The sequence below is a fragment of the Hyunsoonleella pacifica genome, from assembly GCF_004310335.1.
In the GTDB taxonomy this organism is placed as follows: domain Bacteria; phylum Bacteroidota; class Bacteroidia; order Flavobacteriales; family Flavobacteriaceae; genus Jejuia; species Jejuia pacifica.
This window is the reverse complement of record NZ_SIRS01000003.1, coordinates 16,421-41,842: the sequence shown is the minus strand read 5'-3', so window position 1 is coordinate 41,842 and position 25,422 is coordinate 16,421. Positions and strand designations below refer to the sequence as shown.

Annotated in this window: 22 protein-coding genes and 2 tRNA genes; 5 read left to right on the top strand and 19 right to left on the bottom strand. The window is 32.5% G+C overall.

Annotated features, from left to right (window positions below; all coding sequences use genetic code 11):
- Positions 1 to 59 precede the first annotated feature (59 nt).
- The 7 genes from EYD46_RS06565 to EYD46_RS06535 all read right to left on the bottom strand — a co-directional run bounded on the left by EYD46_RS06565 (position 60) and on the right by EYD46_RS06535 (position 3,889).
- Positions 60 to 536 (bottom strand): DUF883 domain-containing protein, encoded by a 477-nt coding sequence (locus tag EYD46_RS06565; protein WP_229731329.1) that lies wholly within the window; start codon positions 534 to 536, stop codon positions 60 to 62.
- Between the two features lie 95 nt (positions 537 to 631).
- Positions 632 to 1,396: a sulfite exporter TauE/SafE family protein gene (locus EYD46_RS06560; RefSeq protein WP_130936286.1), complete on the bottom strand. Its 765-nt coding sequence runs from the start codon at positions 1,394 to 1,396 to the stop codon at positions 632 to 634.
- A 25-nt stretch (positions 1,397 to 1,421) separates the two neighbouring features.
- Positions 1,422 to 1,808, bottom strand: a complete 387-nt coding sequence (locus EYD46_RS06555) for a VOC family protein (protein WP_130936285.1) — start codon at positions 1,806 to 1,808, stop codon at positions 1,422 to 1,424.
- A 198-nt stretch (positions 1,809 to 2,006) separates the two neighbouring features.
- Positions 2,007 to 2,465, bottom strand: a complete 459-nt coding sequence (locus EYD46_RS06550) for a DUF1801 domain-containing protein (RefSeq protein WP_130936284.1) — start codon at positions 2,463 to 2,465, stop codon at positions 2,007 to 2,009.
- 6 nt (positions 2,466 to 2,471) lie between these two features.
- Entirely contained in the window at positions 2,472 to 2,978 is a 507-nt protein-coding gene (locus tag EYD46_RS06545; RefSeq protein ID WP_130936283.1) for a DUF4199 domain-containing protein, read from the bottom strand.
- 22 nt (positions 2,979 to 3,000) lie between these two features.
- The gene (locus tag EYD46_RS06540) at positions 3,001 to 3,372 is read right to left on the bottom strand and encodes a VOC family protein (RefSeq protein WP_130936282.1); all 372 of its coding nucleotides are present in this window, start codon (positions 3,370 to 3,372) and stop codon (positions 3,001 to 3,003) included.
- Positions 3,373 to 3,478: 106 nt separating this feature from the next.
- On the bottom strand, positions 3,479 to 3,889 hold the full coding sequence (locus tag EYD46_RS06535; protein WP_130936281.1) for a response regulator transcription factor: 411 nt from the start codon (positions 3,887 to 3,889) through the stop codon (positions 3,479 to 3,481).
- A gap of 83 nt (positions 3,890 to 3,972) precedes the next feature.
- Here EYD46_RS06535 and folK point away from each other — a divergent pair, with 83 nt between their 5' ends.
- Together folK and EYD46_RS06525 are read left to right on the top strand one after the other, a co-directional pair.
- Positions 3,973 to 5,097, top strand: coding sequence for a 2-amino-4-hydroxy-6-hydroxymethyldihydropteridine diphosphokinase (gene folK, locus EYD46_RS06530; RefSeq protein ID WP_130936280.1), 1,125 nt, complete (start codon positions 3,973 to 3,975; stop codon positions 5,095 to 5,097).
- A 125-nt stretch (positions 5,098 to 5,222) separates the two neighbouring features.
- A complete protein-coding gene (locus EYD46_RS06525) occupies positions 5,223 to 6,152 on the top strand; it encodes a hypothetical protein (RefSeq protein ID WP_130936279.1) in 930 nt (309 codons plus the stop codon).
- Positions 6,153 to 6,253: 101 nt separating this feature from the next.
- Here EYD46_RS06525 and EYD46_RS06520 read toward each other — a convergent pair whose 3' ends face one another.
- From EYD46_RS06520 to EYD46_RS06510, 3 genes are read right to left on the bottom strand one after another with little or no spacing between them, the layout of a single operon-like run.
- Positions 6,254 to 6,916 (bottom strand): class I SAM-dependent methyltransferase, encoded by a 663-nt coding sequence (locus EYD46_RS06520; RefSeq protein ID WP_229731330.1) that lies wholly within the window; start codon positions 6,914 to 6,916, stop codon positions 6,254 to 6,256.
- Positions 6,917 to 6,925: 9 nt separating this feature from the next.
- On the bottom strand, positions 6,926 to 7,750 hold the full coding sequence (locus EYD46_RS06515) for an O-methyltransferase (RefSeq protein ID WP_130936278.1): 825 nt from the start codon (positions 7,748 to 7,750) through the stop codon (positions 6,926 to 6,928).
- A 3-nt stretch (positions 7,751 to 7,753) separates the two neighbouring features.
- Entirely contained in the window at positions 7,754 to 8,284 is a 531-nt protein-coding gene (locus EYD46_RS06510) for an RNA methyltransferase (RefSeq protein ID WP_130936277.1), read from the bottom strand.
- Between the two features lie 161 nt (positions 8,285 to 8,445).
- On the opposite strand from EYD46_RS06510, the gene mutS reads away from it, so the two are divergent.
- From mutS to EYD46_RS06495, 3 genes are all read left to right on the top strand, one after another.
- Entirely contained in the window at positions 8,446 to 11,025 is a 2,580-nt protein-coding gene (gene mutS / locus EYD46_RS06505) for a DNA mismatch repair protein MutS (RefSeq protein WP_371870111.1), read from the top strand.
- A gap of 97 nt (positions 11,026 to 11,122) precedes the next feature.
- Positions 11,123 to 11,194: transfer RNA gene (locus EYD46_RS06500), tRNA-Gly, on the top strand.
- Between the two features lie 55 nt (positions 11,195 to 11,249).
- A tRNA-Leu gene (locus EYD46_RS06495) sits at positions 11,250 to 11,333 on the top strand.
- A 315-nt stretch (positions 11,334 to 11,648) separates the two neighbouring features.
- Here the strand turns inward: EYD46_RS06495 and EYD46_RS06490 are convergent.
- From EYD46_RS06490 to EYD46_RS06450, 9 genes are all read right to left on the bottom strand, one after another.
- Positions 11,649 to 13,124, bottom strand: a complete 1,476-nt coding sequence (locus tag EYD46_RS06490; protein ID WP_130936275.1) for a pyridoxal phosphate-dependent decarboxylase family protein — start codon at positions 13,122 to 13,124, stop codon at positions 11,649 to 11,651.
- Positions 13,125 to 13,141: 17 nt separating this feature from the next.
- Positions 13,142 to 13,378 (bottom strand): hypothetical protein, encoded by a 237-nt coding sequence (locus EYD46_RS06485; RefSeq protein ID WP_130936274.1) that lies wholly within the window; start codon positions 13,376 to 13,378, stop codon positions 13,142 to 13,144.
- A gap of 30 nt (positions 13,379 to 13,408) precedes the next feature.
- Positions 13,409 to 14,911: an aminotransferase class V-fold PLP-dependent enzyme gene (locus tag EYD46_RS06480; RefSeq protein ID WP_130936273.1), complete on the bottom strand. Its 1,503-nt coding sequence runs from the start codon at positions 14,909 to 14,911 to the stop codon at positions 13,409 to 13,411.
- 112 nt (positions 14,912 to 15,023) lie between these two features.
- Positions 15,024 to 17,003, bottom strand: coding sequence for a protein-disulfide reductase DsbD family protein (locus EYD46_RS06475; protein WP_130936272.1), 1,980 nt, complete (start codon positions 17,001 to 17,003; stop codon positions 15,024 to 15,026).
- Between the two features lie 117 nt (positions 17,004 to 17,120).
- A complete protein-coding gene (locus EYD46_RS06470) occupies positions 17,121 to 19,919 on the bottom strand; it encodes a M16 family metallopeptidase (RefSeq protein WP_130936271.1) in 2,799 nt (932 codons plus the stop codon).
- Positions 19,920 to 20,250: 331 nt separating this feature from the next.
- Positions 20,251 to 21,414: a TlpA disulfide reductase family protein gene (locus EYD46_RS06465; RefSeq protein WP_130936270.1), complete on the bottom strand. Its 1,164-nt coding sequence runs from the start codon at positions 21,412 to 21,414 to the stop codon at positions 20,251 to 20,253.
- A 27-nt stretch (positions 21,415 to 21,441) separates the two neighbouring features.
- Complete coding sequence (locus tag EYD46_RS06460) at positions 21,442 to 22,533, bottom strand: TlpA disulfide reductase family protein (RefSeq protein WP_130936269.1); 1,092 nt, start codon at positions 22,531 to 22,533, stop codon at positions 21,442 to 21,444.
- On the bottom strand, positions 22,530 to 23,801 hold the full coding sequence (locus EYD46_RS06455) for an amidohydrolase family protein (protein ID WP_130936268.1): 1,272 nt from the start codon (positions 23,799 to 23,801) through the stop codon (positions 22,530 to 22,532). The genes EYD46_RS06460 and EYD46_RS06455 overlap by 4 nt, the downstream gene beginning before the upstream one ends.
- 217 nt (positions 23,802 to 24,018) lie before the next feature.
- Entirely contained in the window at positions 24,019 to 25,416 is a 1,398-nt protein-coding gene (locus tag EYD46_RS06450; RefSeq protein ID WP_130936267.1) for a RagB/SusD family nutrient uptake outer membrane protein, read from the bottom strand.
- Between the last annotated feature and the right edge of the window lie 6 nt (positions 25,417 to 25,422).

Genomic DNA, 25,422 nt, shown 5'->3' with positions numbered 1-25,422 from the left:
CAATAATAAATTAACTAAAAAAAGTCCAAAGAGATTTAATCAATGGACTTTAATCTATATTATAGAGCTTTAAACCAATTTTGAAAATGCTCTCCTAAAACAGGGGTAAGTTTTTTGTCTCCTCCTAAAGCACCTACTAAACTCATAATCCATAATATTAACATGACAATCCATAGAATAATATTTAAGATAGGAATAAAGCTTCCTACAAAAGAGATCAAGACTAATCCTAACATTTGTCTAATATAAAATGAACCCAATTCGGTTTTATTACTACTATTCATAATCAATGCTATTATCCATCCAATAAATGTAATGTGAGCTATTATTGCTACGTTCTTTCCATCACTCAATACTTCTTTAGCATCATCTGCAAACTCAGAAACAGTTTCTTTAGCTTCATTTGCAAAATCTTTAGCCTTTTCTTTTGCCTCATCAGCTATTTCTCCAGCTTTGTCGGCTGCCATTTTTGCACCGTCTTTAGCATCATCTAACATATCGTTTAAATCGTCTCCTAATTTTTTTTCGTCTGACATGATTTTTTATTTTTTTTGATTAGTATTTAAAAGTAATAAAAAAATTACTACTAACTATATGTGTTTAAAAGTTTAAAACTGTTACAATTATAAAATTATCGGAATAACATTATTACCCCACCTATAGCCGTAACAATAATTATAAATTTACGATAATTGACATTTGAAATTTTTTTAACTAAAGTGGCACCAATAAAAAAGCCTACTAAAATTATAGGAACTAATGTTAAATTTAATACTAGGCTTTCTTTTGTTACTGTTTTCCAAACAAAGAAATGAAACGGTAGCTTAAATACATTTATAATAAAAAACAGCCAAGCACCAGTGCCAATAAATTCATTCTTGGGTAAGCGTATAGCCAGAAAGTAAATATTAGAAATAGGTCCAGCTAAATTCCCTATCATAGTAGTAAATCCTGCTAAAAAGCCCGCGGAATTGGAAAAAACTTTGTTTTTAGGAATTGAGTTAGTGTTTTGTTTTTCAAAAAACAGCATGATTCCCAAGGATGCTATGATAATGACAGCCATAACACGCTTGAATACAATTTCAGAGATAATATCTCCAACCCAAACTCCAACTAAAACCCCAACTACCATAGAAGGTATAAGTTTTTTTATAAACCGCCATTGGGTATGCCTATTGTAGTAGCTTACAGCAACAATATCTGCAGAGATAAGCATTGGCAATAAAATTCCTGTAGAAGCTTTTTCTCCAAAAACAAAAGCTAGAATTAATATAATAATAATGCCTATTCCTTTTATTCCAGATTTAGAAAAGCCTAAAATAAATGCTGCTAGACCAATAGCAACCCATTGCAATTGGGTTAAACCATGTGATTGAAGAATTTCTAAGTAAGACAAGAGTTATTTTCTTATAAATGCTAAATTACAAAAAAGCACTATCTATAGGTTCCCAAAGCTCTATTTTATTACCATCATTATCAAGAATCCAACCAAATTTTCCATACTCATACTCTTCTATGTCTCCAACAATCGTTACTCCTTCGGTCTTCAAAACTTCTAATAGTTCCTTTAAATTTTCAACACGGTAGTTAAACATAAAGTCTTTTTTAGAAGGTTCGTAATATTTGGTGTCTTCAGGGAACGGACTCCATTGCGTAGAGCACTTCTTACCCTCATTATTTTTCCACCAAAATGTACAGCCGTAATCGTCAGTATCAAAACCAAGATGTTTTTTATACCAAGCTTTAGAAGCTTTTGGGTCTTTAGTTTTAAAAAATAACCCACCTATTCCTGTAACTCTGTTTTTCATTTTAAAAAATATTATTCTTAATTTTAGTTTTGGCGCTTGCCTGCCGACAGGCAGGTTTCCCTCGATGACTTTATTTTGAACAATCATTTATATATATGTTCTCGGGTCGGGCTTTGCGTTTGTAGTTTTGGCTTCCCGCTTAAGCGGGACCAGAAGCTATTACTGCAATCCCTAACGTATTTGTTGTTAAACTACAAACTACTTTTTCTTTATAGTACTTTCATAAATTTCAATCCACTCATCACAGGTCATTTTTTTAACTAGTGCTTCAATCAAATCAAAAGGAATATCATCTAAATATTTAAAACGAATACAGCTTTTACCCATATCTAGTTTTCGTTTGCTGTATTTAGGATATGCATTAACAAACCAATCATGTAATTCCTGTTTAGCATAAATCCCACTATGGTATAGGTTGATAGAATTTTTTTGAGAAGCAAAACTCATAAAAGGTAATGGTGTTTTAGGGTCGCAGTGATACCCATCGGGATATACCGAATGTGGTACATAATAACCTATCATTTTGTAAATCATGCCCTCTTCAAATCCCTCAGGAAGGTTTTTATTAATAAGCTGTCTAAGCTTCTCTAAAGTAGCACGTCTTTCTTTAGGGACTTGACTAATGTAATCTTCAGGAGATGTAGCATCGTATTGCATAAGTTTCTATTTACGTTGAAGAATTAAACCTGAAATTAAAGATATAATACATCCTATAAGCACAACAGTAATAAACATTAAAAGTGCCATGGTTCCTGAGCCTCCATAATCTTCCATTTGCTTTGTAAGTTCAGCTTTTTTTATTTCAAATTCTTCTGGAATCATTGACGTTTCCATAGTTTTTAAAGTAGTCTCTAAATATTCATTGGCAAAATCTGGATTTATAGTTGTAGTGTAAATATAATCAGCTATTGCAACACCAACACCAACAAAAATGGATATTAATATTCCAATAAGTGTAGCTTTTCCTAATGATACAACACCATTATTTACTTTATCTCTATAGTGTTTTATACCAAAGAAAATAAAAGAAAGAGAAGCCACCATAGAGGCATATCCCAAAATTTCTTGAGTAGTATAGCTCAAGCCTTTTCCTAATAAAATAGTAGCTAAAAAAATAACGATACCGGTTAATAGACCATAACCACCGTACTTAATCACTGTATTTTTCATTTTGTTCGCTTTTTAATTGATGTTACACGTGTTGGTCTATTAAAATAGTATTGCCATCAGGATCTGTTAAAACAACACTCGCGGGGCCAGACGTGTTCTCATTTGCTTCTCTTTCTAAAGTTATATCTTTATTTTTTAAATGTTTTTGAATAGCTCTAACATCATCAAAGTTTTCAAGTGTATTAGCATTTTCATCCCAACCAGGATTAAAGGTTAAAATATTTTGCTCAAACATACCTTGAAATAACCCAACAAGAGCATTGCCGTTTTTCATGATGAGATAGTTGCGTTCTATGTCTCCAGCAAAAATGCTGAAGCCTAAATACTCGTAAAAAGCCTTAGATTTATGAATATCCTTAACACTTAAACTAATAGAAAATGCGCCTAATTTCATATAATTTGATTTTGATTAATTGAAAACAAAACTAGAGGTGTAGGTAGAAACAAGGCTCATACTAAAGTACCAAATTGCTAATACTTTAGTTTTAAAAGTATGAATTTTAAATGATTTTATAAGATTTTGCAATTTGTAGCGCTTGTGTTCGTCGTTTTGCATTTAGTTTTACTAGCAGATTAGATACATGGGTTTTTATGGTGCTTTCTGATAGGAATAATTTATCAGCGATTTCTTTGTTGGATAACCCTTCTGAAATCGACTGTAGTACTTCATATTCCCTAGATGTAATTTCTAACTCTTGTATTTTTTTATGATCTATTGTTTTTAATTCAGGCTTTAATTGATGTAGACTTTTTTTATTAATGTAAATTCCAAGTATTAAAAACAGAACAGCGATAATGGCCATGACTAATTCAATTTTAAGATGTCCTGAATAGATAGAGTAGGTACTAATATGAAATAAAAGTACTATTACTAATATTAATCCTGAAAAAACGATAATGGTTTTTTTCATAGACTAAAACTAATAAAATTCTTTAAAAATTGCATTGAAGAATATAGCTTAAATCTATTTAGATTTTAGTATTTTGCTTCTTCATGACTACATCCAAAACATTTTATATTGCTCTTGGAAGTAACAAAGGCAATAAGTTTAAAAACTTGCAACTAGCTGTTGATGCTATTTATCAACACATAGGTAGCATAAAGCTTATTTCTAAAGTTTATAAATCGCCAGCTTTTGGTTTTGAAGGCGATGATTTTTTAAACTGTTGTTTGGTTTTAGAAAGCGATTTTAAACCCCAAAATGTTCTAGATAGATTATTAGAGATTGAAACTAATTTAGGAAGAACACGCAATAAAAAGGAGGGCTATGAAGCAAGAACTATAGATTTAGATATTGCTTTAGTTGAAGATGATATTATTAGTACAAAAACACTACAAGTACCGCATCCAGAAATGCAAAAGCGTAGATTTGTATTACTGCCTTTAAATGATATTGCTTCTAAAGTAATACACCCAAAATTAGAAAAAGAAATATCAGTTCTTTTAGAAGAATGTGAAGATGAATCTGTACTAGAACCCAGTAATATATGGTTAAAAAACCCAAGCAGACAGTATAACTTTTCTAAATATAATTATATAGCTGTAGAGGGTAATATTGGTGCAGGGAAAACAAGTTTAGCTACAAAAATAGCTCAAGATTTTAATGCAAAATTAATATTAGAACGTTTTGCAGATAATCCCTTTTTGCCCAAATTTTATGAAGATGCTAATAGGTACGCTTTTCCTTTAGAAATGTCATTTTTGGCAGATCGGTATCAGCAAATTTCAGACGATTTATCACAACTAGATTTGTTTAAGCATTTTATTGTTAGTGACTATTACGTTATAAAATCGTTGATTTTTTCTAAAATTACTCTAAAAGGAGACGAGTTTACCTTATATAGAAAGCTGTTTAATTTAATGTATAAAGACATTAAAAAACCAGAACTCTATGTATATCTCTACCAGAATACAGAACGCCTACAAGAGAATATTAAACAACGTGGACGCGAGTACGAACAGAATATTGAAAATGACTATTTGGAACATATTAATTCAGGATATTTGGAGTTTTTAAAAACCCAAACCGACTTAAATGTGAAGATTATTGATGTTGCTGATAAAGATTTTGTGAATCAAAGAGAAGATTATCTGTGGGTGTTAAAACAGTTGTTTTAGATTATTATTTTTTTGGTTGATAGTTTTTTTGGTTAAAAAAGACCTGTGAATTGTAAGGTTTACAGCATTGTTCAGGACAGATAATAAAAAATAGGTTGTTATATTTGAAAAAAAAGTATTGTTTTATGAAAAAAGTGAATTTAAAAATACAATTAATATTAGTATTATTTATTTGTGTAAGTGTTTTTTCTTGCAGCAGTGATGGAGGTACTAATAACGATGAATTAGAACTAGTTATTCCAGAAGATCCAGATCCGGATCCGGATCCAAATCCTCTAGTAGCAAGTGATGAAGATACAAGAGAAATTACAACTTGTACACCAGAAGGGGCAAATACTACCAGAACTTCGGACGATTTACCAAACCCTGTAAATATAGGGACTATTGATGATAGAACTTGTTACTCTAATTATAGTGAAAGTATCATTGATGGTGTTACATGGGGGGTTTACAATATAACAGACGGCTCTAATAATCAAGATGCAGCGAATACCCTACAACCTAGAATGGAGCGCTCATTACCTGTAGCCAACTCTAATGTAGGATCATCTGTAAAATTTACAGGAGACTTTAGAATTCTTGAAGTAGCTGATGCAGGCTCTTTTAGTCAAGATGGGTCATACATAGCTCAAGCTAAAGGACAGCATACTGGTGGTGGTGGATCTCCAGATCCTGCTATTTGTTTATATAGAGCACATCCTGTTTACGGTACAGGTAGTAATGCAGACAAGCAAGTGGCATTCGATATTTATGCTGAACGCATCTTAGAACGTGGTGGTTCAGGAAGCGGTAGAGAAGTGGTTTTGCTTAAGAGAGTTAATAAAAATGAAATAACTTCTTTTGTGTTAGAGGTAGGTTTCAAAGTGGACTCAAGCGATTCTTCTAAAAAAGTACATTATTGTAATGCTATAATTGGTGGTGAGGCCTTTAATTGGAATATTCCTGATCCTGAAAGAGGAACGCAATCGAAAATTAGATATGGCGCATACCGTGTTAGAGGCGGTAGAGCACAAATTAGATGGGCGAATACTACGCATGATAGAGTTCAAAACTAATTTGAATTTGAATTAGAAGCGCATTAAGTATACTAAATAATAAAGGCTACCTGAAAAGAGGTAGCTTTTTTATTTGGGAATACAAGCAAGTATGAAAAGTTTTAGAATAATTGATACAATGTGGTGGTAATTTGACTATTAGTAGGAGTCTCCAAATATTGTGTCGTTAAGTGTTTAGCATCTTTAATGTTTAAATTAAACGGATGTTTTAATACACTAACGCCACTATTCTTTTTAAACCGAATACCTTGCCCAGAGATAATATCCTTGTTCGGAGTAAAATTGCCCATAGGTATATGCTCAGTTAGAATAACATATTTATAATTGATTAATTTATTTAATATTTGTAGTATTTCAAGATTAGATAAGTGTTGAAGTACCTGCCGTAAAATTGCACAATCACCTATAGGCAATTCATCTTTTGCAATATCCAAACAATGGAATTTTAAATTATCAGCATGGAATTTTTTTTTATTTCGCTCAATTAAAAGAGGGACAATATCAATACCAATGTAATTTTTAGTGAAAGGCACAAGTTGTTTACCAACATTAAAATCACCACAGCCTAAATCGCATATAGTTAAAGGTTCAGTGAAAGATTTTAAAAAATTAATGACAGCCTCTAAATATGGTTTTACAATATTATTATCATGAGAACCGAAACCTGAGTAATAGTCATGTGCATTATCACCCCAAAGATGCTTGTCATAAATTTGAGTCATAACATCTTTAGTAGGCCAGGGCTTTTTTGTTTTTTTACTCACAATTTTTGCTTAATAGGAGAGATGTAAGTTAAAGTTTTGGTTTTTAATAACTTCATCGTTGTCAATTATTGCAATACCTTGCTCGTATAAATCAATAGAGAAATTAATATCACTATCTTTTTTTATGATAGTCCATGCCTCTATCATTTCAGAACTCCAATAAATATCATCAAAAACAAAAATTGAAGGTATACGCATTTTTGTTTTTAAGGCATAAAAATATTCTAGAGTTGGTTTCTTTTTATGATTGCCATCAATAAAAATTAGGTTGTATTTATGCTCTTGTTGCATCACTTTTGGAAACGTATCGTCATACAGTCCTTGAATAACCTGAAAATTGTCTTCAGTAGTAATTGTACTAAATTGATTTGAAGCTATTTCACAAAGCTTTGGTAAACCTTCCATAGTTGTGAAAAATCCTTGTTTATTTTTTAAAGCCTCCAATAAATACGTTCCAGAGATACCCAAATTAGTGCCAATTTCAAAAACAGATGGATTGTCTAATTTTTTTGCTATCCCATATAATAACTGACACCACTTGGGTTTAGATGCAGCTTTGACACATATTTCTGAAACTAATGCAGTTTCGTTTAAACCAAAAATATCATATTTCACTTTTCTATCATCCTTCAAAAGGGAATGTCTGTAGTATTCACATCTTTTAAATGCTACTATATCATCATCAGTAAATTTTTGCTGTTTTACACTTGTAAAGACGTGTATAAAAAGTTGAAGTGTGGCATTTTTAATTTTAGACATTTTATCTAAAGTTTTCTTCTGCTCTAACCGCCTTTTAAGTATTAATTTATGTTTGTTTATTTTTTTTGTAATCATCTTTTATACTTTCATTTTGCTAAATAAATCCCAAATTATAACACCACAGCTTACAGAAATATTTAATGAATGTTTAGTGCCAAATTGGGGGATTTCAATTACTGTATCGCTAGCATCAACAACATCTTGCGCAACGCCTTTCACTTCGTTACCAAAAATTAAAGCATACTTAGTGTTGTTTTCAACATTAAAATCATTTAGCATTGTAGCATTTTCAGCTTGTTCAATACTACATATTTTTACCTTTTCGGTTTTTAGTTTTTCAACTACATCCAATGTGCTTTCAAAATATGCCCAATCTACGGTTTCAGTACTTCCCAATGCGGTTTTATGGATGTCTTTATGGGGCGGTTTTGCAGTAATACCGCAGAGATAAATCTTTTCAATTAGAAAGGCATCGCTCGTTCTAAATACTGAGCCGATGTTGTTCAAGCTCCTGATATTGTCAAGAATAATGATGATTGGTGCTTTTTTTGCTGATTTAAAGCCGTCAACACTTAATCTGTCTAATTCACTATTTTTTAGTTTTCGCATGGTTTTATTGTTGAAATCTCACTTTAATTGTAGATAACTTCTAATAGTTCAACTTCAAAAAACATGAAATTAATAGTACATTGCATGCTACAATTTTGTCAAAAGTAACACTTAAAAACAACTTTCTATTGGTTAAAAAAGCAAAAAAAGAAACCCCTTTAATGAAACAATACAATGCTATTAAAGCTAAATATCCTGATGCTTTATTATTGTTTCGTGTAGGCGATTTTTATGAGACTTTTGGGAGTGATGCTGTAAAAGCTGCTGGTATTTTAGGTATTATTTTAACCAAACGTGGTGCAGGTAGTGAGAGTGAAACAGAATTGGCAGGATTTCCACACCATTCGCTTAATACATATTTACCAAAGTTAGTAAAAGCAGGAGAACGTGTTGCTATTTGCGATCAGTTAGAAGACCCAAAGCAAACTAAAACAATTGTAAAACGTGGTGTTACGGAATTGGTAACTCCTGGAGTTGCTTTAAATGATGAGGTTTTAGTATCAAAATCTAACAACTTTTTGTGCTCAGTGTATTTTGATAAAAAGTATATTGGTATTTCATTTTTAGATATTTCAACAGGAGAGTTTTTAACCTCTCAAGGAAATGCAGAGTATATTGACAAGTTACTTCAAAATTTTAGTCCCAGTGAAGTTTTAGTTTCTAAACAAAAAAAGGCGTTGTTTAATGAAACTTTTGGAGAAGACTTCCATACGTTTTATTTAGAAGATTGGGTGTATCAAACCGATTATGCTTACGAAACCTTAACCAAACATTTTAATACAAAAACGTTGAAAGGTTTTGGTATTGAAGATTTATATGAAGGTATTATAGCCTCAGGCTCTATATTGCATTATTTAGGAGAAACACAACATCATAAATTACAACATATTACATCTATTGCTCGTATAGCAGAAGATGATTATGTATGGATGGATAAGTTTACCATTAGAAATTTAGAGCTGTATAATTCTACAAATAATAATGCTGTTACACTCTTACATGTTATTGATAAAACTATTTCGCCTATGGGCGGAAGGTTATTAAAGCGATGGTTAGCACTCCCTCTAAAGCATGTTGAAAAAATTAAACAACGTCATGAAGTTGTTGATTTTTTTACAAAAGAAGAAGATGTTTTACAAAAGATTCAAGGCCACATCAAGCATATTGGCGATTTAGAACGCTTAATCTCTAAGACAGCAACAGGGAAAGTAAATCCGCGAGAGGTAATACAACTTAAAAACTCATTAGAAGCTGTTGTGCCTATAAAAGCTATAGCCTCAAATTCTAAAAATGAATCCTTAAGAATTATTGGAGATAATTTACAAAGCTGCGAAATTCTACGAGAGAAAATTAAGTTGACTTTAAATGAAGAAGCACCTGTTAATGTTCTAAAAGGGAATACCATAGCAACTGGTTTTTCTTCAGAATTGGATGAATTAAGAAGTTTATCCAAATCTGGAAAAGATTACCTAGATAATATGTTAGAGCGAGAAAGTGAGCGTACAGGAATTACATCACTTAAAATAGCATCTAATAATGTGTTTGGCTATTATATTGAGGTAAGAAATACACATAAAGATAAGGTTCCTGAAGATTGGATTAGAAAGCAAACTTTGGTAAACGCAGAACGTTATATTACTGAAGAACTTAAGGAATACGAAGCTAAAATTTTAGGAGCCGAAGAGCGTATTTTGGCTATTGAACAACAACTGTTTTCAGAATTAGTAGCTTGGATGCATCAGTACATTAAAGCAGTACAACAAAATGCATATTTAGTGGGGCAACTAGATTGTTTATGCGGCTTTGCACAATTAGCAAAAGATAATAATTACGTGTATCCAAAGATTGATGATACTTTTGATTTGGATATCAAAGATGGCCGTCACCCAGTTATAGAAAAACAACTACCTATTGGAGAAGCTTATATTGCTAATAATGTGTTTCTAGATAGGACTTCTCAGCAAATCATCATGATTACTGGACCAAATATGTCAGGTAAATCAGCAATTTTAAGACAAACAGCTTTAATAGTATTACTAGCACAAATAGGAAGTTTTGTACCAGCTAAAGAAGCTAAAATTGGATTGGTAGATAAGATCTTTACCAGAGTTGGGGCGAGTGACAATATTTCTATGGGAGAATCTACGTTTATGGTTGAAATGAATGAGACAGCATCAATCTTGAATAATATTTCAGATAGAAGTTTAGTATTACTTGACGAAATTGGACGAGGTACTAGTACGTATGATGGTATTTCAATTGCATGGGCAATTAGTGAATATTTGCATGAACATCCCGCAAAACCTAAAACGCTATTTGCTACACATTATCATGAACTTAATGAAATGAGTGAAACCTTTGAGCGTATTAAGAATTATAATGTTTCAGTAAAAGAGCTTAAAGACAATGTTTTATTTCTCAGGAAACTGGTTGAAGGTGGAAGCGCGCATAGTTTTGGTATACATGTAGCAAAAATGGCGGGAATGCCTCAACAGGTGTTACGTAGAGCAAATAAAATTCTTGAAAAGTTAGAAAAATCACATTCAAGTGAAGAACTCACAGATAAAGTAAAAACCTTGCACGATGATATGCAGTTAAGTTTCTTTAATTTAGATGACCCTTTGCTTGAGAATATTAAAGACGAAATTTTACATACAGATATTGATACACTTACTCCAGTAGAAGCACTTATGAAACTTAACGAGATTAAGCGGATGTTGATAAAGAAAAAACAAGCATAAAAATATTTTTATTTATTTTATCAAAAGGCTTTGCATTTCCTAGAAATATTTTAAATTTGCATCCGCAATCGAGAGATTGTATGTTCATAAATATACTGCGAAAGTAGCTCAGGGGTAGAGCATCACCTTGCCAAGGTGAGGGTCGCGGGTTCAAATCCCGTCTTTCGCTCTGATACTTTCTTAAAATATACCAATTGTCGATGTGCTTAGCACAATCGAAGTATGCTGAAGTGGTGGAATTGGTAGACACGTTGGACTTAAAATCCAATGGACATTAGTCCGTACGGGTTCAAGTCCCGTCTTCAGTACAAAGCCTTTACAAGATTTCTTGTAAAGGCTTTTTTTATTTAGGTACAGCATAGGTACAACAGTTAACTACTCTATGAACCAAATTCTCATTGATGTTAGATGGTTAGCTATGATTTTAGTTTCAATTGATTCTTAGTTCATTTCTGTTTAGTTCTATTAGAAATAAAATACTTCCATAATTGAACTAATGGAAATATCCAACAGTCCTTTTAGGTTTGTCAAGTATACGGATAGGAATAGTTACAGAAACTGAGTTGTATGAATTTGTCTGTAAAACAGAATAAACATCTTTACCTTATGGGAAGGTAGACATACTAACGTTTCTCAGACGTTTTTGATATTTCAATCGCAAAGTCGTGGCATAGTTTTAAAGTCTCTTTTATAGAATTAATCGTCGTTCTAGGATTAATTAGGCACATTCTTAGCACAATTTGATTTTGAAGAATTGTTGTAACGAGCATAGCACTTTTTTGATTACTAATGCGCTGCGATATCGCCTGGTTAATTCTATCTAATTCATTTTCCTTATAATCCGTATCTACAGGATTGTATCTAAAGTTAATAATTGCAAGGTTTGCTGGAGCTACGATTTCCCAGTGCTTACTTTTTCGAATTAACGCTTCTGTTTTTTCAGCCAATTCAATGTTATAGGTTACAGCTTCCCTAAAAGCTTTCAAACCAAAAGTTTTAATTGACATATAAAACTTTAAAGCTCTAAATCTTCGAGTTAATTGAATTCCATAATCATAGAAGTTAATTTCTGACTGGTTACCCTCTATATCTTTTAAATATTCAGGTTTTTCAGTAAAAGTATTACTCAACCATTTGTGATTTCTAACTAGAAGGCATCCTATTTCATATGGCTGATAAAACCACTTATGGGGATCAATTGTTATGGAATTGGCTTTTTCTATCCCCTTTAAAGCAAGAGCGCCTTTAGTTGATAAAATAGCTCCACCTCCATATGCCGCATCAATATGTAGCCATATCCTTTCTGCTTTACAAATCTTGGATATTTCAAATAAATTATCCACAGAACCTGTATTTGTTGTTCCAGCATTGGCTATTATACAAAATGGCTTAAATCCCATTAATTTATCTTTGGCAATTGCATTTCGCAATTTATTTAAGGACATTTTAAATTCTAAGTCTGTCGGTATAATTCTTACCTGTTCTTTTTTAAGACCAATAATTCTAATTGCCTTTATATTTGATGAGTGTGTTTGATCAGACATATAAATTGTTCCATTTTCAAAGTTCTCACCAAGCTTTTCTCTTCTTGCTGTTACTAATGCAGTTAGGTTTGCCATTGATCCCCCACTGGTAAAAATACCCCCTCCCTTTTTTACAGGAAAATTGAATAGTTTTAAGAGCCAATTAATACAGACAATCTCTAATTCAGCAGCAGCAGAGGTAGACCATCCACCAGAAAATATGTTAAATCCCGTAGCCAAACTATCGGACATTGCACTAATGAAATTACTAGGGCTTGGAACGAAGGAAAAAAACTTTGGATGAGCAACATTTGTGGTTTCTGAGAACACCTTTTCTTTTACAAACTCTAAGACCTTAATCGCATTCATGGGATTTTCAGGAGCCTCCTCAAGAAACACGCTATCCATTTCTTCTCTTGTTGATACAGAAACAGGGGCTTTTAAATGCTGATTTTCAAAGTGTTCCACAATAGTGTCAACTATTTGATAGCCATAGTCTAGCATTTCTTGTTTTGATAAAACCATTTCTTTATTGGTACTTTCTGTTTCTTTATTCAAAAAAGGTTTATCTATCATTCTCTATGAATTAAAAATTAGGTTATTAAAATTTTTACCTCACTGGATTTAGAACTTTCAATTATTCCATAAGGATATAACAATGCGGTTATCTCTTCGATTTTTTCATCAGTACCGGTAAATGCTATTATGGTATGCTTTTTTTGTATATTTAATATTTGTAATTTATATATGCTTATAAATTGGGATAGGGAGTCTTCATTTAATAAGATATCAGTACTTATTTTATAAAGAATAACACTTCTACTAATCATTTGAAATGAAATTTATGTTATTGGAAATAACTAAAGTTTAAACCAACTTTTAACTATTTTTCTTTCTGTGTTTAAGTTATTTATATGTTCAAACTCATTTTTTTCGGCATTATATTTATAAGGTTTTTGCCATAATTCAATATTTTCTGCAATCTGTTTTATAGCTTCACAAATAAACTCTATTTCATCATTTGTCATGGTAGGATGAATGGACATACGAATCCAACCTGGGCGTTCTACTAAACATCCTTCTAGGATTTTATGCTCAATAGCCTTAGAGGTAGTCTCATCAACATTTAAGAGATAATGACCATAAGTGCCGGCACAAGAGCATCCTCCTCGGGTCTGAATTCCAAAGCAATCATTCAAAAGTTTTACCACCAAATTATAATGCACATTTTCAATATAAAAAGAAAATACCCCTAGCCTGTCTTTGTGTTTTGGAGCTAAAATTTTTAGGTTGTCTATTTTAGATAGTCTTTTAAAAATAATCTTGTTTAATTCATGCTCTCTATTCAAAATATTCTTTACACCCATTTGCTCTTTTAACTGAATAGACAATGCAATTTTAATAGCTTGTAAAAAGCCAGGAGTTCCCCCATCCTCTCTAGTCTCTATATCATCTATGTAATCATGGTCGCCCCAAGGGTTTGTGTAACTTACTGTACCACCGCCAGGGTTATCTGGCACTAAATTATTATAGAGTTTTTTATTAAAAATTAGCACCCCCGATGCTCCTGGACCTCCTAAAAATTTATGTGGAGAAAATATAATAGCGTCTAAATATTGGTCTTTATGTTCTGGATGCATATTTATATGAACATATGGGGCAGAACATGCAAAATCTACAAAGCATAATCCATTATTTTTATGCATTATTTCAGCAATATCATGATAGTTGGTTTTAATACCCGTTACGTTAGAGCAACCTGTTACCGCAGCGATTTTTATTGGAATGTTTTTATGTTGTTCCAGTAAATCCTTTAAACTTTTTAAACAGGGCAACCCATCATTATTTGAAGGTATCACTATCACTTTTGCAATGGTTTCCAACCAAGAGGTTTGGTTAGAATGATGTTCCATATGAGACACAAAAATAATAGGTCTCTTTTCTTCTGGAATTTGAGTATAATCTTTTAAATTTTCGTTGAGTTTAATCCCTAAAATACGTTGGAATTTATTAATGGCGCCCGTCATTCCCGTACCAACGGTAATTAATACATCGTCCTTAGATGCGTTGACATGATTCTTAATAATATTTCTGGCATCGTGATAGGCTAAAGTCATAGCCGCTCCTGTGGTTGAGGTCTCGGTATGGGTATTGGCTACGTAGGGACCTATTTCATTTGATATTTTTTCTTCAATGGGTCTATACAACCTTCCGCTTGCAGTCCAGTCTGCATAAATAATCTTTTTTCTGCCGTAAGGCGAATCAAATGCTTCATCTATACCAATAATGTTATTTCTAAATGGTTGAAAAAAACGCTCTAATTTAGATGTCTTTTTTTGCTTATTGCCAAATATATGTTTCATATGATGTATTGCACAACTAATTATGTCATTATTATTTTAAAAGAACTACCCTAAATAAAGCCAAGATTCAGGGCAGTTCTAACACTAAAAACTAATAAAATGTTTATAATATCTACTTATTTTTAAAGTTTGAGGTTCCTTCAATTAACCATTCATAATACTCTTCAACATCTGGGGTATATGCTACGGGTTCAATTAAATTTTCTTCATTGTGATTCATCAACACATAAAAAGGCTGTGAGTTGGTTTTATAATTAATGGTTTGTAACTCACTCCATTTTTGCCCTATATATTTTAGTTTTTTACCTGGTTTTAGTTTTGAATCTACTACTTCATCATCTTCAAGTTTACGTTTGTCATCGAGATATAGCGATATAAGAACTACGTCATTTTTAAGAATATCCAAAACCTTCGGTTTTACCCATACGTTTTGTTCCATCTTTCGACAATTTACACACGCATGCCCAGTAAAATCAATCATGATGGGTTTGCCAACCTTTTTAGCGTATGCAAGCCCTTTATGATAATCATTAAAAGCAAGAATGTTATGAGGAGGCATCAAGTGTGCACCTTCAGGCACCTTATCATGATTTTCGCTAGTTACATTTCCAAAACCTAATTGTGTATATCCAACACCGTACGGAGACTCGCTATAATGCTGCGGTGGTGGCAAAGCGCTTATTAAGTTTAATGGCGCACCCCATAATCCAGGAATCATGTAAATTGTAAATGATAATACCACCAAACCTAAACTTAGTCGCCCTACCGAAATATGGGTTATTGGCGAATCATGTGGCAATTGTATCTTCCCAAAAAGATAAAAGGCTAGCGCTCCAAATATAGCTATCCATATAGCGATAAATACCTCACGTTCCAACCAATGTAATTGTAGTACCAAATCAGCATTTGATAAAAATTTGAAAGCGAGAGCCAATTCTAAAAACCCTAAAACAACCTTTACAGTATTCAACCAGCCACCAGATTTAGGCAATGAATTTAACCAGCCCGGAAAGGCTGCAAATAATGCAAATGGCAAGGCAATTGCCAAAGAAAAACCAAGCATACCAACAATTGGTCCTACTTGGCTCCCTCCAGCTGCTTTAACTAATAAAGTACCTACTATTGGCCCCGTACATGAAAAAGAGACTATGGCTAGTGCCAGGGCCATAAAAAATATGCCTATAAGCCCTCCTCGGTCGGCCTGTTTGTCTACTTTGTTTGCCCATGAATAAGGCAGTACCAGTTCAAATGCTCCTAAAAATGAAGCTGCAAAAACAAGCAATAAAAGGAAAAAAGCGACATTAAACCAAACATTGGTAGAAAAGGCATTTAAAGCATCTGGACCAAAAACCAAGCTTACCAATGTTCCTAATACCACATAAATTATTATTATCGAGACACCATATATAACGGCGTTCTTAATTCCAGTAGATTTGTTCTTACTTTGTTTGATAAAGAAACTTACGGTCATAGGAATCAAAGGAAACACACACGGTGTTAACAAGGCGAGAAAGCCAGAAAAAAACGCTATAAAAAATATAGTCCATAACCCCTCCTCAGATTTCTTTGGTTTGGAAGATGATTCACTATCATTATTCGGTTGTATTTCTGATGAATCTACTACTGCATTACCTTGTTTAGACTTATCTAAAATGTTAAATACCAAGTCTACCTCGGTTGGTGGTAGGCATCTCGTATCATCACATACCATAAACTCCACAAAGCCCTTTATGGGACTAACATCTCTTGTAACTTTTATTAATTGTTCAAATGTTGCTGTTTTTTCAAAAAACGTTATTTCCATTTCAAAGACGGGGTCATTAACGGTATGTCCTTCTTCTTCTTTTGTATCCCCAACTAGAGTAAAACTTGCTTCAGCGTTATTATAAGTGAATGTAGTTGGAATTGGACCGTCTTCTGGAACATTTTGAGAATATAAATGCCATCCATTTTGTATACTAGCTTTACTAATTAATTTATATTCTGTATCTGATACTTTTTCTACTTTAGTAGTCCATTTTACGGGTTCATAGATTTGAGAATACGTTATAGTATTTACGAGTAAAATTATTAATGATAAAAAACATTTCATAGTTTTATGGTTGATTAAAAAAGGGCTGATTGAAACCAGCCCTTTCGCTCTTTCCTAAATCAAAAATTGACTGACTAACTCAAATAATTATAAGAAAGATGCTACTAATTACTGTTTTTATATTTCAGGTTTAAAAACTACTTCATAAGATTTACTGTCTTCCAACAAATCCTTTGTTATACTTTGAATATCTTCTATTGTTATAGCTTTAACAGTGTTCTCGAAATTTTCTGGAGCGTTTTGATTATAGCCGTCTATAATGAACGTCTTCATTGCAGACATTTCATATTGGTTAGAGCTTTTACTTTCTTCTCTTTCTTTTATTAAGCTGGCCAATGTTTTGTCTAAATCCTCTTGCTTTATATCGCCAGTTTTAATGGTTTCAATCTCCTTATGAACAATGCTGATTAGTTTTTCGGCTAAATCTGGGTTACAATCAAAGCTAACTGAGAGAAAAGCTAGTGGTTTTGGTTCTTTAACCAAAAAGCCCCTTGCACTTGCTACATAAGTACCGCCTTCTTCCTCCCTTAAAGACTCCAGATACCTTAATTGAAGAATACTGCCCAAAGCCTTCATTAATATCGAGTTTTTAATGGAATAAGGCATTTCTTTTTTAAAAGCAATTCTAACAGAAGTTTTTAAATCTTCCATAGGTAAATAAATGTCTTTATCAATGCTTGGATTTAACCATTCTGCTGAGTTGTCCTTATAATTTTCAGGTTTTGAATTAGTTGTTGGAATACTGGCAACATATTGCTCTAATAAACGTTTAAGAACACCTTCTTCTGTATCCCCAACAATAAAGAATTGAAAATCTGAAGCATCTGCATATCTAGTAGTGTATATTTCTTTAATTTTTTCAAAACTGATATCATCAACGTAATCTTGATTAAACACTCTTTTGTATGGATTATTATTACCGTATAATGTCATGTTTAAACTGTCTTTCATTTTAGATTTTAAATCTTGACTTTTATATGTCAAATAAGTATCCAATTGTTGTAAAAACACTTTATAAGCAGATTCATCAAAGCGTGGTTTGGTAAAGCGAAGATTTAATAATTGAAGCATAGTTTCTACATCTTTAGTTGTAGAAGAACCATAAATAGATTCTGTAATGTCACCTAAAAAGAACTTTACCATAGCTGTTTTGCCTGCTAAAACCTTAGGAAGTTCTGTTGCTGAAAACTCACCCAATCCAAACATCGGCATTACATTGCTTATCACACTTGCTGAGGGTAAATCGTCTATGGCTAATAATGACGTACCGCCATAACTGTGTCCACTTAATAACACCTTGTTTTTGTCTTTATCAACAAATTGATAATGCACGCGAATACCATTACTTAGAGTGAAGGTTGTAAAACCAAGTGCCTTATTTTTCTTTGTAGACTTAATTTTACCTGGTTTAATTTTAACCCTAGACATTAGAGGTTTTACCTCTGCTTCCTCTTTATATGGCTGTAATGACTCATCATTCTCAATGGCATCAATAATTTGAACTGCTTCAGTTTCAGATAAATTGTTTTTGCCCTCTACACCAGTAACAATAACACTTCTGTTGTTGGGAGTGTAAAGCTCCTGCATTTGTTTTAGTAAGTCATCTTGTGTTATATTGTTAAGAATAGGTTTAGCAATTTCATATTTTTTTGCTAAATCTGTTAAAGGGACATTTTCTAAATAATTTGCTTTAATTAAGTTTATAATTTTTCTGTGAGATCTATCACTCAACCTTGCAATTTGATTTTCATATAAGCTTTTATACTTTATAACAGCTCTATTAATTTCCGATTTAGTAAATCCAAATTTTACAGCTCTATTAATTTCAGTCATAGCTAGTTTAAACGCCTCTTGCTGTTTGTTTTCTTTGGGTATAACATTCACACTAAATGTTTTATGTGCTCTGGACAGATTAGCATAACGTGCAGATACATTTACAAATGGCGCATCTGGTTCTTGTGATATTTTACTAAAGCGTTCTTTTAAAATGTTAAAAATAAATCCATTTACCAGTGCATTTCTTAAGTATGAGGCTGTGCTTTTATCAGTATTTTTTTTATGTCTTATACTAAACTGGATGTTAGCTGTTGAAACTTCTTTATCCATAGCGATAGCATAATCTAACTTATCATTGTCTTCAATTTTAACAACATAGCGCTCTGGCGCATTTTTTACCGCAGGAATGGAAGAAAACTTTTCTTTTATTTTAGCCTCCATTTCACTTACATCAAAATCACCAATAATGGCTATAGCTTGTAAATCGGTTCTGTACCAATCATGATAGAAGTCTCTTAGTGCCTTATATTCAAAATTTTCAACAATCTCCATTTTACCAATTGGAAGTCGATTAGCGTATTTGGAATTTCCATAGGCCGTCCCAATAGTTTGTTGCATAATCCGCATTCCACCATTTTGTCTTGTACGCCATTCTTCTTTAATTACGCCTCTTTCTGCGTCAATTTCTTCTTCGGTTAATAATAAATAATTTGACCAATCGTGGAGGATTTGCAACCCTGTATGTATAAGCTCAGGTGTTGTTGGTATATTATCTATATTGTAAACTGTTTCATCAAAACTTGTATAGGCATTGATATCCTTACCAAATACAATCCCTTCTTTTCCTAAAGTATCAAAGATGCCTTTACCCGGAAAATGCTTAGTTCCATTAAATGCCATGTGTTCTAAAAAGTGAGCTAACCCCTGTTGGTTATCATCTTCAAGTATGGATCCTACATTTTGAATGATGTAGTAACTGGCTACATCTTCAACAACATCTGTACTATGCAAGTAATAGGTTATTCCGTTAGGTAGAACACCTTTTTTGATACTATCATCAAGTGGAAGAGGTGTGTTTAAATTTTGTGCATTAAGGTTTAAAAATAGTAATACACTAACTAGACTTATTATATTTTTCATTTATTCTTTCTTTGTGTTTAAGGTATGTCGAGCAAATTTCATTTCCCCCTTGCTAATAAAATGTTAAAAAAATATGTAGGCTAAAACGGGCTTCTCTGGTTTTATAAGCAGAGGTAATTTTAGAAATTCGTAGGATTAAATTTTTAAATCTGAAACTCTATAAATATGCTGTTTATCAATTGCTTGTGTGAAATATGCTCTTGAGCATTTTTTACGCAATAGTTTGTTTAATATGTTTTAATCAAGGTATTAATAAAAGCAGGTCATTGCTTAAGTCAATTGTGGGTTCGCAGGGCCTTTTCTTTGCCTTAGGTTTTTTTAGAAATCACTTTTAATTTAAAAAAATGTTTTTCAAAGTTTCTTCTAAAGCATCTCCTCTTAAGCCTTCTTTTATCTTCAGTATTTTTCCCTCTGGAGAAACTAAAACAATATATGGGATCCCTCGATATTGGTATAATTGCATGGTTTCCTTTTTTTCATCCCATAATTTTACATAAGGCAATTGTTCTTTTTTCAAAGCTTTTTCCCAAGCTTCTTTTTTACTGTCAATAGAAACAGAAACTACTTGAAACCCTTTATCTTTAAATGTATTGTAAGCCTTTTTTAAATGAGGGATTTCCCGTCTGCATGGGCCACACCAACTGGCCCAAAAATCAATAAGAACATAAGATCCTTTAAAGTCGGAAAGTTTTACAATTTTGTTTGTATCATCAACCAGTGCAAAATCAGGCGCCATAGCACCAACAGAAGATTCTTCTTTTAATTTCACTTGCTCCTTTAAAAGCGAAATATAGTAGGAGTCTTCAATATTTGGAGAAAACTTATTTAACAAGTCTTTAATAAATGGAGCAGGTTTAGTTCCATAATTTTGATAAACAATATAGGAAAGGGCGATACTTTCTTTGTTGTATTCAATAGCATCTATTATATTTTTCCCTTTTTCCGTAAGTAATGAATCTATTATATTAGTATAATATTCCAATGTTTTTAAATGCTCTTCACTTTTCTCTACGTAGTTGTAAAGATGAAATGCGTCGCTATATGGTTTTGAATATTTTTCTATTTCTATACTGGCTGGGAAATTAGCTTCCAAGTCCTTGTATTCTTTTGTGGTTGGAGACCCAGTAACTTCTATGTTTTCTAAGTTTTCGTTAACAATCGATGCTGTAACGTTAATCGTTTTGCTGTCTACAAAGAAGTAAGTCTTATTCACTCTCCTACCACGGTCTTTTTTATTTGATAACTGGGGTATAAAAAGACCTTGCATTTTAGGGTTACTTATGTCTAATTCATGTTCAAACACAAAGGTGTCGTTACTTGCCTGAACAGTATCTAATGGCTGGTATTTAGCGTCCATTAAAACAATAGAATTATTTCCCAACCCCTTAATTGTTCCTTGTATTAAAGATTTGTTTTGTTCTTTTGAACTGGTACAGGACACTATGGTAATTGCAATAAAAGTTAAGACGTATATTAAGTTTGATATTTTTTTCATTGTTGTGAATTTTAAAAGAGAGAAAAATTAGTTTTGATAAATAGTTTCAAGAAGATTTTCCAGTTCATGGTGCTTTAAATGTTGATCAACAACCTTACCTTCAGGATCTAAAACATAGGTTGTAGGCAATTGCTTTACTTTATAAAGGTTTCTAATTTCAGAATTTTTAAACCCTTTTAAATCTGATACTTGTACCCAAGGAATTTTATCTTCCTCTATGGCTTTTACCCATTTTTCTTTATTGTCATCAAAGGATATTGAAATAATATTGAAGCCTTTATCTTTATATTTTTCATACAAAGGAATAATTTTTTTATTGGCAACTCTACATGGAGTGCACCAACTTGCCCAAAAGTCTATAAGTGTATACCCTTCTTTAAAATCTTCGAGAGTGTACACTTTTCCGTTTGGGCTTTTTAGCGAAAATGCAGGCGCAGTTTTACCTATTATTCTGTTTGCTTCTATGGTTTTTAGTTTATCGCTAATAAAATCTAGCATAGGACTTCCTTTGTGTGCATCAATGTTTACAATATTAAAAAAGTCTTTTAGTTCATGATAACTTAAAATTGGACCAAGCCTGACTAAATCTTTCAGTAAGTAAAGTGATATGTAAGATTCGGGATGGGTTTGTATATAATTTTTTTTAATGACTAATTGCTCTGTAAAATATTTGGTCGATAGTGTATTAAGCTGTGCTTTGGTTAGTGTTGTGTCTCGTGATACTTTACTTAATTTTTCATTTAGCGGATTAAGTTTTCTTAATAACCCATTATATTCATATTGCAATGAGTTTTCTGGTGCTTGAATTAAAGCTTCTTTGTTTTCAATATGAAAGGTGTAATTTAATCCAGGTTCATAAAAAAATAAGGGTCTGGACACCTTACGATCATTCGTTCTAAGTTTTAAAAGCTTTTTGTGTTTAAAGGAAAGATTAAAACTAAAGGTTTGGTTTACTACGTTAGTTGAATCTAAAATGGTATAACCGTTTTCTAGATCAATTAGTTTTATTTGCTGTACGTTATCATTATCGGTTATTTTGCCAATAAAATTAGGTTTTATAGACGGTTTACAGCTAGCAAATAAAAATAGTATAAGCAGTGAAGCATTTAGTGTTTTCATGGTGTTTCTTTTTTATAAATGATTCCAGATTTAATGGTAAGATGTAGGTCTTTTAAGTTTTCTATATTATTTATAGGATTTTTATTAAGGACAATGACATCTGCTTTTTTCCCATTTTCTATAACGCCTCTATCTGTTAATCCAATACTTTCGGCTCCTATTTTTGTGGCGCTGTATATCGCTTCAGTATAGGTAAAGTCACACTTGTCAATAAGTAATCTTAATTCTTTATAAAAAGGGATTTCTGGCTCGTATAAATAGGGCCAATCGGTTCCTACACTTACTTTAACTCCTAGTTTATGTGCTCGTTTTGTAATGTTTACACCATTGTGCATACTGTTGTTTTCTGCTATATAGTTAGTCGCATCAAGTATAATATTGTTGTCCTTCATGATGTATAATAAACTATCTAGCTTATTAAAGTTAATGTCTTTGGCTAAATCTTTTCGAGTTATAGTACCTGTAGTATTAAGCCCATACATCATATCCCAAGCATGAGACATGGTATTTACTTTTGCTGTTGCAATTTGTAATGGAGAGGCTGGAAATACTGCGGCATGACTCCAAGATTGAAGCCCCTGTTTTTTTGCTTCTTTAACTATTTTTGTAACTAATGAAGGTTTTAAGTTTGCATAAATTTTAATACCCGTAACACCAGCTCCCTTTGCTCTAGCTATTGCCAAAGGCATGTTTGTTGAATCTGTTATGCTTTGCGCCCAAGGCCTGTCTTTTTTGCTTCTAGTATTAGTTGAATAACTTCGTATCTCATTAAAATACTTTGGTCCTGCAAATTGCGAGGCATAAAAAATTGAAGGCGCAGGAATTTGATTTAAATTGCTTGCTCTGGCATAATCTGAAAGAATAATTGCATTTCCTGCCATATCACGTACCGTGGTTATTCCAGAATAAAGCATTTTATTTAATTGCTTTTCCATAAAAGCATTGTTCTCGTTTCTGCCTTTTTTTGGAACTGTAGCTAAGTGTACATGCGTATCTATTAAACCTGGTAAAATATACTTTCCGTTGAGGTCTATAACTTTAGCATTGGCATAGGTTTTTCCATTATTTAGGTAGTTTACTTCTTTAATGTTATCTTTTTCAATAACAATGGTTCCTCTTTTAATGAAACCTCCTTTAGGAGTTAGGTTTATAATAAACCCGTTTTTTAAAACCAATAAAGAATCCTTTTTTACTTGATACTGCCCATAAGATTTGTTAATACCAATACTTAGTAAAAGGACTAAACTTAGTTTCAATATTTTTTTCATTTCATATAATTATTATATCAGGGAGACTAAAAAAATAAAGGTGGTTGATTAATAGTACCACCTTTATTAATTGAAGACTAACTCAAAAAAAAAATTATTTAGTATGCCCTTAAATTATTTAGGGTTTCTGCTCATGTATTTATAAACCTTATAAATTAAAAAGCAGATGACCAATAGCCCTAATAGGTTTAGAACTTGCCATAAAAGTAAATTCGTATTAATACCCATCATTTTGCATTAAACCAGATCTGTCTATTTCCAGTTGAGGAATTGGTAAGGCAAAACGATCTGCATTTGGAGCTAATGATGTACCGTCAGGTCTTGTAAACCCAAGCCCCAGTCGTTTTAAATCGGTAAACCTAAAACCTTCAAAAGCAAGTTCACGTCGGCGTTCATCTAAAATTTCATTTGATAAATCACCACCTACATAATCACCCAAGCCTCTAGCATTTCTTAAAATATTTAAATGATTTAATGCCATACCTCCATTTCCTGTTTTATCATAAGCCTCAGCAAGAATTAGGTGTAATTCTGGAACACGTATCAATTTAATATCTATTGCCCCTGGATTAAAAGCATCTGGATCGGCAGTTCTGGTACCAGCATGCTTTACGGGATAAAAAGCTCCTGAGCCAAAGGGCTCTGGTTCAAAATAAGTAGCAAACCTAGTGTCGTTGGTTTGATCGTAAAGATTTATTAAATCATCGGAGACAAAATACGGAAAACTGAAAAATAATGGTATGGATAATAAGGCGGCGTTAAAGCTAGCATCCGATTCTTCAAAGCGAATTCTGAAAATGATTTCATTCGAATCGTCCAGCTGCCATTGATTTTGTAAGGCTGTAGCATCGGTATCAAGCATATACCTAGCATCTGTTAAGGCACGCTCCGCATAGGTAATGGCATTAGAAAAATCATTTGTTTCGTGATAAACTCGAGCTGTTAATGCTTCAATAGCTGTTTTAGACATTCTATAAGAATTAACATCGTTTTCAGCTAAACTTGTTGCTTCTAATAGATCGCTTAAGACAAAATTTATAACTTCTTGATTCGTATTTCTAGGCTTTGTATCTAGAAGTGCCTCCGTTTCGAATTTGTATGGAATTGCTGAAGCGTTAGCATCTGTATTGTAAGCTGGTGCAAAGAAGCGATACAAGTTATAATACAACATGGCTCTGATACCAAGTGCTTCTGCGAGAAACGCGTCTTTGTTAGCCAAACTACTTGTTCTCGCAGCTTTTATAATAGCATTAACATTATTAATCGCTTTATAAGACTCTCTCCAAAATCCTTCAATTTGAAATGTCGTAGCATCATACGCTAATGGATAAATATCAGCATGAGTGTTTTCAAAAGTAAAACCATTAGGATCTCCCGCAATGATATCATCATTTATGGCTTCCGGAATAGAGTAAATGCAAAAGTTATATCCTAAAAAATCTTCTTGCATGATACCGTAAACCCCATCAAGAGCAGTCCTAAAACCACCTTCTGTTTGAAGCAAATTTTCTGGAGATACTTCATCAAGTGGTTCTTTCTCTATAATATCATCAGAACAGTTTGTAAGTCCGATGGTTACTAAAAATATAAATATAAATTTTATGATTGTTTTCATAGTTTT